Genomic DNA, 13,963 nt, shown 5'->3' with positions numbered 1-13,963 from the left:
AAAGGTCCTAGTTGCGCAGGATTTCACCGAGGAATTTGCGTGTGCGCTCATGGCTGGGATTGGTGAAGAACTCCCCGGGAGGCGCCTCCTCGACGATCGCGCCGCTCGCCATGAAGATGACGCGGTTTGCGACCTGCCGGGCGAAGCCCATTTCATGTGTCACGCAGACCATCGTCATGCCTTCGTCGGCGAGGCTGATCATGGTATCGAGCACTTCCTTGACCATTTCCGGATCGAGAGCCGAGGTCGGCTCATCGAAGAGCATGATCTTCGGGCGCATGCAGAGCGCCCGTGCAATCGCGACGCGCTGCTGTTGGCCACCGGAAAGCTGCACAGGATATTTGCCTGCCTGTTCGAGGATCTTGACCCGGCCAAGCAGAGAACGTGCGCGCTCCTCCGCCTCCGCCCTTCCAACGCCAAGCGCGCGCATCGGCGCTAGCATGCAATTCTGCAACACGGTCAGATGGGGAAAGAGATTGAACTGCTGGAAGACCATGCCGACTTCGCGGCGGATCGCGTCGATCGCCTTCGCCTGGTTTGCGAGCAGGATGCCGCCGACGCGGATTTCCCCCTTCTGATAGGTCTCCAGATGGTTGATGCAGCGGATCAGCGTCGACTTTCCGCTGCCGGACGGACCGCACAGCACAATCCTTTCGCCCTTTAGAACCGACAGGTTGATATCGTGCAGGGCCTGAAAGGCGCCATACCACTTCTCCACGTGGCTCATGGTGATAACGGTCTCGGTGGTCGATGCGGGCCAAGGACTGTTCATGAGTTTAATTCCGTCTCTTTCGTGGTCGGCGCCGCAGATCACCGCGATGCCGCAGCGAATTTCCGTTCAAGACGGGCGCCGAAAATCGTCAACGGGCAGCACATCAGGAAATACAGCGCGCCGACGATCCCGAAGACCGTCAGCGGCTCGAAGATCTGGTTGGAAATGATGTTGCCGGCGCGTGTGAGTTCCGTGAAGCCGACGATGGATGCGAGCGAGGTTCCTTTGATCAACTGCACGAGGAAGCCGATCGTTGCCGGCAGTGAGATGCGCAGAGCCTGTGGCAGGATGACGTCCTTCATGCGGGAGACATATTTGAGGCTGAGCGCTCTTGCAGCTTCAGTCTGGCCGCGCGGGACCGCTTCGATCGAGCCACGCCAGATTTCGCCCAGATAGGCGCTGGCATGCAGCGTCAGGCCGATGGCAACGGCCACCCAGGCATCGAGCTTGAAACCGATCAGGGCAAGTCCGTAATAGACCACGAAAAGCTGCATCAGCAGTGGCGTTCCCTGAAAGACCGCGATGTAGCCGGCCATCACTCGCTCCAACAGCGGTATCTCCGAAGCGCGCGCGAGCGCGACACCAAGCCCGGCAATGCATCCGCAGACGAAGCCGACCACGGACAAGACGACGGTCCATTTCAGACCAATCAGAAGGAAGACGAATTCTTCGCTGCCCATCGACTGCTCCTAAGTGACCGGATAGGTGAAATAACGTGCCGAAAAGAACGCGAAGAGGCGCATCATCAGCCAGGAAATGACGAGGTAGAAAATCGTCACAGTGAAATAGACCTCGAAGCTGCGGAAACTCTCCGACTCGATGCGCTGCGAAACCGAGGTGAGCTCATAGGCCGAGATGGCCGAGGCAATGCTGGTCGATAGCGTTAGCAACACGAACTGGCTGGTCAGCGACGGATAGATCGCCCTCAGCGCCGGCTTGAGGATGATGAGGCGGAAAACCTGCGCCTTGTGCAGGCCGAGCGCGAGGCCGGCTTCCATCTGACCTTTGGAGATCGACTGGACGCCGCCACGGATAATCTCGATGGCGTAGGCGCCGCCGTTGATCCCCAGAGCGATGATCGCCGTTGGCGTCGGATCGAGCCGGATACCGGCAAGGGGGAGGGCGAAATACAGGAAAAAGATCTGAACCAGGAACGGCGTGTTGCGAATGAGCTCGACGAAGCCGATCACCAGCCAGCGCAGCGGTTTGTAGCGCGAGTCCCGCAATGCGACGCCGCCGATGCCAATCACGATTGCCAGCAGCATGCCGCAGATGGCAAGCAGCAACGTGCCAAGACAGCCGAGCAGCAGGCTCGGCAAACCATCGATGACCGGCGCGAAATCCAGCGTGTAGTTCATCACCTCTCCTCAGTCGCGTTCGACCATGCCAGCCATGGCTTGGACCGCCAATTCATAGCCGGCTGCGCCAAACCCAATCATGATTGCCGTTGCTACACGAGAGATAAGGGACTTGTGATAGATGTTCTCGCGCGCATGCACGTTGGAGATATGCAGCTCGATCTTCGGCGGATCGAAAGTCTTCAGCGCGTCGAGCAGTGCAATCGACGTGAAGGTGTAGCCGGCCGGGTTGATGATGATACCGCAGGCCTCGTTGCGTGCCTGGTGCACGCTCTCTACGAGCTCACCTTCGAAATTTGTCTGGCGAAAGTCGATGCCGAACCCAAGGTTATTTGCCTTGGCGAGGCACCTTTCCTTGATCTCCGCGAGCGTTGTCGCGCCGTAGATGGCGGGTTCCCGCTGGCCGAGCAGGTTCAGGTTGGGCCCATTGAGCACAAATATCGTATTGTTCATGATCGCGCTCCTCGAAACGCGCAAAGCCTTGCTTTTCGGCGTCGCGACACCGTTGGCGGGCATCGCAACGCCCGCCAGTTTGCTTTTGCTAAGCGGTTAGCGGCTCAGTTGGCGGTGAACGGAATGCCGTCCAGGCTCGCAGGGAACTCCGGAACCGGCACCTTCATCCACTTGTCATAGATCTTTTTGAGCTCGCCATTGGCCTTGATCTTGTCGACGAAGGCGTTGATCGAGGCGTTGATCTCCTTCTCGCCAAGCCGCGTGCAAGCGCCATTGTAGAGCTTCTGGAATTCGAGCTTGTTTTCGAATTCGCCCGGACGGGCTTTTTCGACACGGTCCATGTAGAAGATATTGCCGCCGAGCGCTTGCACCTGGCCGGACACCAGCGCCTGGACGCTGGGAGCATCACCGTCGAAGCGGCGGATCGTAGCGCTCTGGGGGGCGTTCTTGGTAACCTGGGTATCTTGAGCCGCACCTTTCGCGACACCAATCGAAAGATTGGCCATGTCATCATTCGTTTTGACGGACATGGACTTTGGCGCAATCAGCACGATTGCGTTGGCGACGTAAGGTTTGCTGAACTGAACGGCCTTGGCGCGCTCCGGCAGCATGGCCATCGTCGCGAAGAGAACGTCGACGCGGCCCGTGGTCAGGGCCGGAATGCGGTTGTTGACTTCCAGCGGCACGAATTCGACGGAAACGCCCAGTTCCTTTGCGTAAAGCGTCGCAATATCGGCATCGAGGCCGTCCTGCTTGCCGCCGCTCGTCACAAAGCCCCACGGCGGATTGTCGCCCTGGATGCCAACGATAAGCTTTCCTCTGGCTTTGATTTCTTCGGGTGTGACGGCGGCAGCTGGGTTCGCAAGCCCGATGGCAGCTACGAGAGCAGCAGCACCCAGCATCACATTTCGGCGCGTCAGCAGCGATTTGAACATCGATTCCTCCTCCTTTTTGGCGGTCGCTCGGACCCAACAGTCATCCTCTCCCGACTGCATGACAAACTTTTGCCAGAGGATTTGCCATAAATCAACCGAGTTTTTCAAAATCATATGAGACTTTTGATTTGGCCAATTGATTTGAAATGTTCACGACATTTGGCATAATACCATGATCGAGAGTTGGCGCGTAAGGCAAAGTGGCCCATGGCGGCGCTCCCGTGTGCCGACAGAAAGGGTTTTGAATTATGAAGACCTCGATTGCGACGGTAACGCTCAGCGGCGAGTTGCCCGACAAGCTTGAAGCCATTGCGCGCGCGGGCTTCGACGGTGTCGAGATTTTCGAGAACGACTTTCTGGCCTTTGACGGGAGCCCAGCCGACGTCGGCAAGATGGCGAACGATCTCGGGCTGAAGATAACGCTTTTCCAGCCCTTCCGCGACTTTGAAGGCATGCCGGATGCGCTTCGAAGCCGTACCTTCGACCGGGCTGAACGCAAGTTCGACGTCATGCAGGAGCTCGGAACCGACATGGTGCTTGTCTGCTCGAACGTCTCGCAGGCAGCGCTTGGAGGCATCGATCGCGCGGCTGCCGACTTTCACGAATTGGGTGAGCGTGCGGCCAAACGCGGCCTCAAGGTGGGTTATGAGGCGCTCGCCTGGGGCCGTTACGTCAATGATCATCGCGATGCCTGGGAGATCGTACGGCGCGCTAATCACCCGAATGTCGGGCTTATCCTCGACAGCTTCCATTCGCTCTCGCGCAAGATCGATATCAACTCGATCCGGTCGATTCCAAAGGAGAAGATCTTCATCGTGCAATTGGCCGATGCGCCGCTGATCGATATGGATCTTCTCTATTGGAGCCGCCATTTTCGCAACATGCCAGGCGAGGGCGATCTGCCGGTAACAGCGTTCACCGAGGCGGTGGCGTCGACCGGGTATGACGGCTATTTCTCGCTGGAAATCTTCAATGACCAGTTTCGTGGCGGCTCCACGCGGGCGATCGCCGCGGATGGTCATCGTTCGCTGATCTATCTGGCCGACCAGGTTCGCCGCAATGTCCAGACGCCGATCGGCGTTCCCATGCCGGAACGTGCTGTCGTAAAGGGTATTGGCTTTGTTGAATTCGCCACCGATGAAGATGAGGCCGTCGAGCTGATTGCGCTCTTACAGGCCTTGGGTTTCCGCAAGAGGGCCGTCCATCGATCCAAAAAGGTGACGTTGTTTGAACAGGGCAGTATCCGGATCCTGGTCAATGCCGATCCGCTCGGTTTTGCAAGCGCTGCCTATGCAGTCCACGGCACATTCGCTTATGCCCTGGCGCTCGTTGTCGAGGATGCCACTGAAGCTTATCGGCGCGCTCTTGCGATGGATGCTGAGCCCTTCCAACAGGCCGTTGCCGATGGCGAGCTCGAACTGCCGGCAATTCGCGGCGTCGGCGGCGGCCTGATCTACCTCATCGACGACAAGAGCCCGCTCGGCCGTTTCTCGGAAATCGATTTCGAGCCGGTTTGGGAAGAGGGCGGCAAGGCTGGCGCCGGCCTGCTGCAGTTCGACCATGTCGCCCAGACGGTCGCCTATGATGAAATGCTGACCTGGCTGCTCTTCTACACGTCAATTTTCGAGACCAGAAAGACGCCAATGGTTGATATCATCGATCCGAGCGGCGTTGTGCGCAGCCAGGTGGTTGAAAATGAAACCGGCAGGCTGCGCATTACAATGAATGGCGCGGAGAACCGCCGCACGCTTGCCGGTCACTTCATCGCCGAAAAATTCGGTTCGGGCATCCAGCATCTGGCCTTTTCGACCGACGACATTTTCGTCACCGCCAGATCGCTGCGCAAGCAGGGGTTCAAGCCGCTCCATATCTCGCCGAACTACTATGACGATGTCGAAGCCCGCTTCGGTTTGGATCCCGATCTTACCGAGCGCCTGAAGGGAGAAAACATCCTTTATGACCGCGACGAGCATGGGGAATATTTCCAGCTCTACAGCGGCACCTACGGCGAGGGATTCTTCTTCGAAATCGTCGAACGACGCGGCTATCGGGGCTATGGCGCGCCGAACGCCATTTTCCGTATTGCCGCACTCAAGAGGCAGATGCGGCCCGAAGGTGTCCCGAAGGATGCCGTCTGATCGGCGCCCGTTAGTCGATGCGACCGCTCTTCAGGACGTGCGCCACGCCGCTTTCTATATGCCGGCGAATGACGGCTCGAGCGCCCTCGACGTCGCGCTTCAAGGCAAGTTCGAAAAGCAGCTTGTGGTCGTCAACGACGGCCTGACCGCGAAAGCTCTGGGCTAGCATGTGATAGCGTAGAAACCTGTCGAACACAGAAGATAGCGCCGCCATCAGCGTTGCGGAATTGCAGGCCGACACGATCGCCTGGTGAAACTCCCAATCATAGCGAACCCAGTCGATGGTGCGCGATGTATCGCCTGCCAGCAGCTTCTTTTCCGCTGCCGCGAGCTTGTGGTGGGCAGCGACGATGCGTCCCTCCCACTCGAGATTGCCGGCCGAAAAGGAAAGGTCGATCGCATGGGTTTCCAGCACGGTGCGGAGATCGGCGAGCTCCTCGAGCTCCTTGCGGGAGGCCGGGCTGACTTCAAAGCCGCGCTGGCCTTCCGCTAGCACCAGGTTCTCAGTGGTCAGGCGGCTGAGTATTTCGCGCAGCGACGATACGCTAATCGAATAGCGCTCCTTGGCTTGCTCAAGTTTGATTTTCGCACCAGGCGCCAAGGCGCCGGAAATGATGTCCTGACGGATCTGCCGAAAAACGACGTCGCTTACGGTCTCGGAAGGTTCACCGGCAATTTTGAGCATGAGGTCCCCTGCTTTGCTCAGGCACTATGAGAGTGCCGATTGTCACGCTTGTGGTGGCACGGCCGATAACAGGCCTTTTCCAAGCGCATGCTCGACGCCTCCTTGTATATGACGCTGCAGGACTTTCTTTGCGGTCGTGCTATCGCGTTGCAAAGCGGCCTCCAGAAGTTGCCTATGTTCCTGTTCGGCAACACGGCCGCGATAGGAGAGCGCAACCATCTGATATCGCAGGTATTTGTCGAAAACGGCTGAGTGGGTCTCCATCAGCAGCCGCGATCCGCAGGCGGAGATCAGGGCCTGGTGAAACTCCCAGTCGTAGCGCTTCCAGTCTTCCGCTCTGCTTGTGTCGCCCGACGCCATGACCTCTTCCATACGCGCAAGTTTATAATGAGCAGACACCAGCCTTGCCTCCCACTCCACATCGCCCTGTTCGAAGGACTGTTCGAGCGCGTGCTCTTCGAGAAGCAGGCGCAGAGCTGCGATCTCTTTGAGGTCCGCAACGGATACTCGTGCAACCTCAAAGCCTCGCTGACCTTCAGCCACAACGAGCCCTTCGGACGTCAGGCGATTGAGAATTTCCCGGAGAGTACTGACGCTGGTCTCGTAAGCGCCTTTCAAGTTCTCCAGCTTGAGCTTCTGGCCGGGCGCAAGGCGCCCGAATATTATATCCGCCCGTATTTGCCGATAACCGCTCTCAGCGACAGTTTCCTCAGCAATTTCCTGGCGCACGGTGTGTCTCCGAGATTTCTTCTTTCCTCCTATATATCCGGAAAGCTAGGTCAAATTCAATCAGTAGCGCAGGTTGGGCGCAGGATCATGAGTGGGAACGGGTCGCGGCCGATTCCATCGCGTAGGAATCGTAAAACCTGCGTCACAGCCTTGATGGAAATGCCGCCTTTGGCGGAGGCCGAGCAAGATCAGGCGGCCCCTCAGGCGCCTCACCACGATGCCGACCTTCGCTCGGAAAAGGCCTCCGGCGGTAACAGGCGATTCCGGGCCTAAGCGCTCAAGCCGACTTTGGCAATTTTGGACTTTCTGAAAGAATTCGCGCTTGGGCCACTGAAACGCCATAAGATGCCATCAGCCACAGACTGAGCGCAACGGCACGTGGGACCGGCTGCTCACCCGACGCCCACCGACGGCTAGCGAGTTCATCGACGCCAAAAAGCTCTGCGGCGACGCTTGCTGTCAATCCAGTGACAGCCAGCGCCGCCCTGAATTCGGACGGAGTCATTTGATGCGTTCCCGGCGCGCTTCGCGTGCGATTTATTTCGTTATGACGCACATTAGCTTTCATTTAATTACGTGATATCGCATGCGCGACATTTTGTATATGCTTTGCGACTTGTGGTTTTTAGCTGTGGTTCGCGTATCGCTGCGGCCGACAGCATCAACTAAGCTGGCCCGTCACGCCAGACCGAAAAGTGCCGAGCCAACCACTCGACGAATCCTTGTCTTCGACGAAGTTGACGTGCCACGACCCGTAGCGAAATCAAGCGGCTGGACCGAGCCGTCGGCATAACGATCATTGACGTGACCGACGACCAGGCCGAGGGAATGAGGCTTGCGATCGCATCGTCATTCTCAAAGTCGATGACATCCAGCAGGTCGGTACCTCCGGCGACATCTGTAAGCACGCTGACAAGTTTTTCGTCCGCGCTTTGTCGGTTCTCCGGTCGATGAAGGCAGGAAAGGGCTAACTTGGCGCCTGGCGGCGCCGCGATATCGGGGTTCAGCGCGGCACGATACCCGGCTGATCGGCAGGGAATTTCGCAATGTCGGCAACACTGACATTGAGATGCTGCGCCACAAGCGCTGCCGGCGTGTGCGTCAGCCAGGACGACAGGCCTATCTCCTGATACTCAGCAACCTTGAAGACGGCCACGAATTGCAGATCCGTCTTGCCGGTGTTTTCGATGATGTGGCCCTGGCTTCTCTTTATGTATCCGATATCACCCGGCCGGAAGTCGGCTGTCTGGCTGCGCGGACCGGCGTCGAACACCGTCATGCGACCTTCCCCCTTGATCCAATACTGCCATTCGTCTGCATTCGGGTGCCAATGCATCTCCCGCACGGCTCCGGGCTTAATCGTCTCGATCGCCGCCGCAATTGTTTTGGACACCTTGAAGCTATTGCTGTCGGCAAGCTGGATCGTGCCGGATGCGTTCTGCTTTAGTGGAGCCGAGGCCGTCAGCCTGTAGGTAAAGGGATAGGGCGGCAGTCCAGCAGAAGCGACGGCCTCTTGGTCAGCCGAAAGCGGACCGGGTTCCGTGCCCTGGAAGATCCACAGATCCTGCAACGGAATGTTCTTGAACGTCTCCTGCGGCACGCCGAAGTTCTTGGCCAAAAGTTCCGGCGAGGTGTGCGCCAGCCAGTCCGTCAGAAGCAGCGTGCCATATTCGGATTGGTCGCCTTCGTCAAAGACAATCACGAATTCGCAGCCATCCGGCCCAAGTCCTTGCAGCGAATGAGGGAATCCGGCCGGAAAATACCAGAGATCGCCTGCCTCCACATCCTGCACATAGGCTCGCCCCTGGGGATCAAGAACCGTGACGCGGCAGCGCCCGTTGGTCATGATCGCCCATTCGGCGGCGCGGTGCCAGTGCATCTCGCGGATGCCGCCGGGACCGAGCCGCATATTGACGCCGGAAACAGCCTCGGAGATCGCAAAATCTGACTTGGTGACCTGGCGCGCCCAGCCTCCATTCTGGATGCGCTTGGCGGCATTGTTGAACGATCCCCAGAACAGCTGCATGTCACCCACATCCGTTGCTGGCGGGCTTTGAAACGAGGGGAATTGCTCGTTGAGCGCGGGGTTCTTCGGACCGGGATCCGAAAGGCCGGCAGGATTAGCATTGATCGCACCCTCGGCCGGCTGATCCGGATTGCCGAAGCTGGCGGCACGGGCAGCACCCGCCGCGAGCGCCGTGCCTCCCATCGCTCCAAGGGCAAGCACTGTGCGTCTTGATAAAGGTTCCATGGCTGTCACTCCTCCTTTGAATGGGTGGGTGGGTTTGGACTATTCCGCCGGCGCTGGAACACCGGGAACTGCAGGTCGCCTTCGACTGATCAGTTCGCCGAGCCTTTCGAGGTAGAGGTAGACGACCGGTGTTGTGTAGAGTGTCATGACCTGGCTGATCAAAAGGCCGCCAACTATGGCGTAGCCGAGCGGCTGGCGAAGCTCCGAGCCAGTGCCGTGACCGACCATCAAAGGCATGCCGGCAAGCAGCGCCGCACAAGTCGTCATGATAATCGGACGGAAGCGCAGCAGGCAGGCCTGCCGGATCGCATCCTCCGGCGACAAGCCCTCTTCACGCTGAGCCGCGATGGCGAAGTCGACGATCATGATGCCGTTCTTCTTCACGATCCCGATCAGGAGAATAACTCCAATCAGGGCAATTACGGTAAAGTCAAAGCCGAAGAGCCACAGCATCGCCAGCGCGCCGAGACCAGCGGAGGGAAGGGTCGACAAGATAGTCAGCGGGTGGACATAGCTCTCGTATAGCACGCCGAGGATGAGATAGATGACCGCGAGAGCAGCAAGTACCAGCAGCGGCTCGCTCGCCAGAGAGCTTTGATAGGCCTGGGCGTTACCCTGGAAACTGCCGATCAACGTCGCCGGCTTGCCCATCTCCACCTCTGCCTCGCCGATGGCTGCGACCGCCTGGCTCAACGCCACGCCCTTGGCCAGGTTGAAGGACAGCGTGACGGAGGGAAACTGGCTTTGATGATTGACCGCGAGAACCGCCGTCGGTTCCGTGGTCTGCCTGACCAACTGGTTGAGTGGCACCTGTTCGCCAGTCAGCGGCGACTTGATGTAGAGGCCATTGATCGAAAGCGGCGAATTCTGAAACTGCGGAGCCAACTCAAGGACGACATGATAGCTGTTCAGGTCCGTGAAATACTGTGTGACCTGGCGCTGACCAAAGGCATCGTAGAGCGTGTTGTCGATCGTCTGGGGGGATATGCCGAAGCGGGATGCCTGATCGCGATCGATTGCCAGGGTGACGGTAGCGCCACCATTTTGCTGGTCCGTGGCGACGTCGGTCAGCTCAGGCAGGGTCTTGAACCTGGCCAGCAGCCTGTTTGACCAGTCGTCGAGCTCGTCAGCGTCGCCATCCTGCAGCGTGTATTGGAACTGCGTGGCCGAACTCCTGCCGCCGACATTGATGTCCTGCGCCGGTTGCAGAAACAGCTGCGCGCCCTGCATCTGTGCCAGCTTCGTGCGCAGCCGGTTGATGATCTCGCTCGCCGATGCGTCTCGCTCATCGCGCGGCTTGAGTGTGATGAACATGCGGCCCGTGTTTACCGTCAGCCCCGAGCCGCCGCCGACAGCCATGCCGATTGTCGCAACGCCTGGATCGCTCGCGACAATATTGCCTGCTTCCACCTGATGCCGTGCCATTTCGGTAAACGAGATATCCTGGGAAGATTCGAGGATGCCGGTGATCAGGCCCGTATCTTGCGTCGGGAAGAATCCTTTCGGAATGTTGACGAAGAGGATGCCGGTTGCTGCGAGCGAGGCAAGGAATGCGACCATCGTCAGGCGATGGTGGCGCAGCGCGACGTCGAGCGTCCGCCGATAGACGTCAAGCATGAGGTCGAAAATGCGCTCGGATGCAACATAGAGCTTTCCATGACCGGACGCCTCGTCAGGTTTCAGGAACCGGGCGGCCATCATCGGCGTAACGGTCAGCGAGACGAGTGCGGAAACGCCGATCGTCATGGTCACGGTAATGGCGAACTCGCGAAACAATCTTCCGACAATGCCACCCATTAGAAGCAGCGGTATGAAGACCGCGACCAGAGAGATGCTGATCGAGATGATGGTGAAGCCGATCTCGCGCGCACCATCGATGGCAGCCTGCTTCGGCGTCTTGCCCATCTCCATGTGGCGATGAATGTTCTCCACCATGACGATCGCGTCATCGACGACGAAGCCGACCGCTATGCTCAATCCCATCAGCGACAGGTTGTCGAGGCTGAATCCGGCGAGATACATCAAAGCCAGCGTCGCCAGGAGCGCCAACGGCACTGTAATGCTTGGGATGACGGTTGCCCAGAGATTGCGCAGGAAGACGAAGATGACCGTGACGACGAGCGCAATCGTGATCATTAGTGTCGTCTCGACGTCGAGCACCGACGCACGGATTGTCTCGGTCCGGTCGCTGAGGATCGAAAGATGAATGGCTGCGGGTGCGATCGCCTGGAGCTGAGGCAGCGTCGCCTTGATCTGATCGACGGTATCGACGACATTGGCGCCCGGCAGCTTGAAAATTGGCAGCAAAATAGCGTGCTTGCCATTCGCCCAGGCGGCGAGCTGGGTATTCTCCGGTCCATCAACCGCCTGACCTATATCGCTGATGCGAACTGGCGCACCGTCCCGGTAGGCAACGATCGCATCGTTCCAGGGCGCTGCATCCAGCAACTGGTCGTTGTCGTAGATGGTGTACGTGCGCTCTGCTCCCTGAACGGAGCCCTTCGGTGCGTTGCTGGTGATGCCGGTGACAGCGGTCCTGATGTCTTCGAGCGACAGTCCCATGTTCGCGATTTTACGAGGATCGATCTGCAGGCGTACGGCGGGTTTCTGCTGGCCGAAGATCAGGACTTGGGAAACGCCATTGAGCTGGCTGATATGCTGGGCGAGAACGCTCTCGGCGTAGTCATCGACCTGGGTAAGCGGCAGCGTGTCCGATGTTAATGCCAACACCATGACGGGCGGGTCCGCCGGGTTGACCTTTCGGTAGGTTGGTGGCGACGGCAGGCCTGTCGGCAGTTGCCCGCCGGCGGCGTTGATCGCTGTCTGAACGTCCTGTGCAGCGCCGTCCACATCGCGTGACAGATCGAACTGAAGCGTAATCGAGCTGCTGCCGAGCGTGCTCGTCGACGTCATCTGCGTAACGCCGGGAATCTGACCGAACTGTCGCTCGAGCGGCTGCGTGACGGATGAGGCCATTGTTTTCGGATCGGCGCCCGGGAACTGCGTCGACACCTGGATCGTGGGGAAGTCGACCTGAGGCAATGGCGCGACAGGCAGGAGAGGGTAGGCAACGACCCCGATTGCAAACAACGCCGCCATCAGCAAAGAGGTGGCGATCGGTCTTTGAATGAACCACGAGGAGATAGACACCACGCTACTCCTTCTGCGCCGTGTTTGATGAGCCTTGCTCGACAGACACATGTGTACCCACATCGAGCCGGTACTGGCCGGCGGTCACCACCTGCTCGTTGCCGGCAAGCCCGTTTGTGATGACGGCCCGGCCCTTCTCGATCGGCCCGGGAACAACCTTGCGGACCGCGGTAGTGCCGTTGCCATCGACGACGTAGACGAAGAAGCCATCCGCGCCCCGCTGTAGCGCCGCCGACGGGATCGTGATCGCCTGATGAAGCGTCTTCTGCCTGAGCCGCAGCAGCACAAATTGTCCCGGCCACAGAGCGTCGTCTTGGTTCTCGAACGTGGACTTGATGCGGATGGTGCCGCTGTTTTGATCGATCACGTTGTCGATCAGGGAAAGGCTACCGGTCGCCAGCGTTCTGGACTGATCCATCGCGAGCGCATCGACTGCAACTGGACCCGACTTCATCGCATCCCGAACAGCGCCGAGATCGTCTTCGCGAAGCGTCGATACCACAGAAATCGGTTGCGTTTGCGTAATCGTCACGATCGGCGTGGTGTCTGTCGTGTGGACCTGGTTTCCCGCGTCGACGCGGCGGATCCCGGTGCGCCCGTCAATCGGTGATCGGATCTGCGTATAGGAGAGCGAGACGTCGGCGGCTTCCTTGGCCGCCTGATCCTCGGCAAGCTGGGCCGTGAAACTCGCCACCTGGCTCTGTTGTTGCTCGACGGTCTCTTGGGTGGCAATCTGCTGTTGGGAGAGCTTTTGATCTTTTGCGAGCAGATACTGCGCATTGGCAAGATCGGCTTGATCTTGCTGGATCTTTGCAGCCGCCTGATCGGCCGCGGCCTGATAGGGACGGGGGTCGATGACGGCGAGAAGATCGCCCTTCTTGACCGCCTGTCCTTCCGTAAAGAGGACGTTCTGAAGCTCACCGTCGACACGGGTCGTGATGTTGACCGTATAATTCGCCTGCACAGTGCCGAGGCCATTGAGATAAACCGGCACCTCTTGCATCGACGGTACGGCAACCTGGACCGGCACTGCCGGAGCGCCGGCCTCAGGCGCTGCTGCGGTCGGCCCGGTTCCCGCGACCCAGAACGACGCGGCCGACACACCCACGACCACGAGCACAACAATAGCGGCCGCTGCGGCAGATCGCCTATGCTTCGGAGGGGTAGCAATGGTTCCGATGGTTGTCATTCCGGGCTCCAGAAATGTAGATCGAACCATTGTGTTGAGATACGGCATCAGCCGATTGATTATCGATCGCGGCGATAGGAAGCCGTGCGCCTGTCGGCGTCCGCGCGGACGCGGACAGGAAGGTATTGAGGCTGCATCCAGAGACCCTGAGGACGGCGTGCTGCCGCCACGATGGCGTCTTCAAGTGGGATCGAGATTGACTTGACGATGTCGTCCAATAGCCGGGCCAGGACGGTTGGCTTGTTTTCGAACCTGGACATCATGTCCTCCTGTCAATGAATGTGATGACAGAAGGCTACAACT

Annotated in this window: 12 protein-coding genes; 1 reads left to right on the top strand and 11 read right to left on the bottom strand. The window is 58.9% G+C overall.

The genetic code is table 11. The annotated features are described in order from the left end of the window. Positions 1–7: 7 nt before the first annotated feature. From K9B32_RS17780 to K9B32_RS17760, 5 genes are all read right to left on the bottom strand, one after another. The gene (locus K9B32_RS17780; RefSeq protein ID WP_224564493.1) at positions 8–772 is read right to left on the bottom strand and encodes an amino acid ABC transporter ATP-binding protein; all 765 of its coding nucleotides are present in this window, start codon (positions 770–772) and stop codon (positions 8–10) included. Between the two features lie 38 nt (positions 773–810). Next, positions 811–1,452: an amino acid ABC transporter permease gene (locus tag K9B32_RS17775; RefSeq protein ID WP_224564490.1), complete on the bottom strand. Its 642-nt coding sequence runs from the start codon at positions 1,450–1,452 to the stop codon at positions 811–813. Between the two features lie 9 nt (positions 1,453–1,461). Then, positions 1,462–2,130, bottom strand: coding sequence for an amino acid ABC transporter permease (locus K9B32_RS17770; protein WP_224564487.1), 669 nt, complete (start codon positions 2,128–2,130; stop codon positions 1,462–1,464). 9 nt (positions 2,131–2,139) lie between these two features. Then, positions 2,140–2,583, bottom strand: a complete 444-nt coding sequence (locus K9B32_RS17765) for a type II 3-dehydroquinate dehydratase (RefSeq protein WP_224564485.1) — start codon at positions 2,581–2,583, stop codon at positions 2,140–2,142. A gap of 104 nt (positions 2,584–2,687) precedes the next feature. Further along, positions 2,688–3,518 (bottom strand): transporter substrate-binding domain-containing protein, encoded by an 831-nt coding sequence (locus tag K9B32_RS17760; RefSeq protein WP_224564482.1) that lies wholly within the window; start codon positions 3,516–3,518, stop codon positions 2,688–2,690. 248 nt (positions 3,519–3,766) lie between these two features. Between K9B32_RS17760 and K9B32_RS17755 the strand changes: the two genes are divergently transcribed. Beyond that, a complete protein-coding gene (locus tag K9B32_RS17755; protein ID WP_224564480.1) occupies positions 3,767–5,656 on the top strand; it encodes a bifunctional sugar phosphate isomerase/epimerase/4-hydroxyphenylpyruvate dioxygenase family protein in 1,890 nt (629 codons plus the stop codon). A 10-nt stretch (positions 5,657–5,666) separates the two neighbouring features. Here K9B32_RS17755 and K9B32_RS17750 read toward each other — a convergent pair whose 3' ends face one another. The 6 genes from K9B32_RS17750 to K9B32_RS17725 form a co-directional block, all read right to left on the bottom strand. Then, the gene (locus K9B32_RS17750) at positions 5,667–6,341 is read right to left on the bottom strand and encodes a GntR family transcriptional regulator (protein ID WP_224564478.1); all 675 of its coding nucleotides are present in this window, start codon (positions 6,339–6,341) and stop codon (positions 5,667–5,669) included. 42 nt (positions 6,342–6,383) lie between these two features. Continuing rightward, positions 6,384–7,070, bottom strand: a complete 687-nt coding sequence (locus K9B32_RS17745; protein WP_224564476.1) for a GntR family transcriptional regulator — start codon at positions 7,068–7,070, stop codon at positions 6,384–6,386. Between the two features lie 1,003 nt (positions 7,071–8,073). Beyond that, positions 8,074–9,321 (bottom strand): oxalate decarboxylase family bicupin, encoded by a 1,248-nt coding sequence (locus tag K9B32_RS17740; RefSeq protein ID WP_224564474.1) that lies wholly within the window; start codon positions 9,319–9,321, stop codon positions 8,074–8,076. A gap of 39 nt (positions 9,322–9,360) precedes the next feature. After that, positions 9,361–12,471, bottom strand: coding sequence for an efflux RND transporter permease subunit (locus K9B32_RS17735; RefSeq protein ID WP_224564472.1), 3,111 nt, complete (start codon positions 12,469–12,471; stop codon positions 9,361–9,363). Between the two features lie 4 nt (positions 12,472–12,475). Then, entirely contained in the window at positions 12,476–13,660 is a 1,185-nt protein-coding gene (locus K9B32_RS17730) for an efflux RND transporter periplasmic adaptor subunit (protein WP_224564470.1), read from the bottom strand. Positions 13,661–13,719: 59 nt separating this feature from the next. After that, on the bottom strand, positions 13,720–13,920 hold the full coding sequence (locus tag K9B32_RS17725; protein WP_224564469.1) for a hypothetical protein: 201 nt from the start codon (positions 13,918–13,920) through the stop codon (positions 13,720–13,722). Between the last annotated feature and the right edge of the window lie 43 nt (positions 13,921–13,963).

This window comes from Rhizobium sp. 3T7 (assembly GCF_020166565.1).
Lineage (GTDB): Bacteria > Pseudomonadota > Alphaproteobacteria > Rhizobiales > Rhizobiaceae > Rhizobium.
The sequence above is the reverse complement of the archived record's forward strand: the minus strand, read 5'-3'. Positions and strand labels throughout refer to the sequence as shown.

What these genes read in the sequence shown, in the direction of transcription:
- K9B32_RS17780 (WP_224564493.1), bottom strand. Translation starts at nt 772, where the DNA reads ATGAACAGTCCTTGGCCCGCATCGACCACCGAGACCGTTATCACCATG.
- K9B32_RS17775 (WP_224564490.1), bottom strand. Translation starts at nt 1,452, where the DNA reads ATGGGCAGCGAAGAATTCGTCTTCCTTCTGATTGGTCTGAAATGGACC.
- K9B32_RS17770 (WP_224564487.1), bottom strand. Translation starts at nt 2,130, where the DNA reads ATGAACTACACGCTGGATTTCGCGCCGGTCATCGATGGTTTGCCGAGC.
- K9B32_RS17765 (WP_224564485.1), bottom strand. Translation starts at nt 2,583, where the DNA reads ATGAACAATACGATATTTGTGCTCAATGGGCCCAACCTGAACCTGCTC.
- K9B32_RS17760 (WP_224564482.1), bottom strand. Translation starts at nt 3,518, where the DNA reads ATGTTCAAATCGCTGCTGACGCGCCGAAATGTGATGCTGGGTGCTGCT.
- K9B32_RS17755 (WP_224564480.1), top strand. Translation starts at nt 3,767, where the DNA reads ATGAAGACCTCGATTGCGACGGTAACGCTCAGCGGCGAGTTGCCCGAC.
- K9B32_RS17750 (WP_224564478.1), bottom strand. Translation starts at nt 6,341, where the DNA reads ATGCTCAAAATTGCCGGTGAACCTTCCGAGACCGTAAGCGACGTCGTT.
- K9B32_RS17740 (WP_224564474.1), bottom strand. Translation starts at nt 9,321, where the DNA reads ATGGAACCTTTATCAAGACGCACAGTGCTTGCCCTTGGAGCGATGGGA.
- K9B32_RS17730 (WP_224564470.1), bottom strand. Translation starts at nt 13,660, where the DNA reads ATGACAACCATCGGAACCATTGCTACCCCTCCGAAGCATAGGCGATCT.
- K9B32_RS17725 (WP_224564469.1), bottom strand. Translation starts at nt 13,920, where the DNA reads ATGTCCAGGTTCGAAAACAAGCCAACCGTCCTGGCCCGGCTATTGGAC.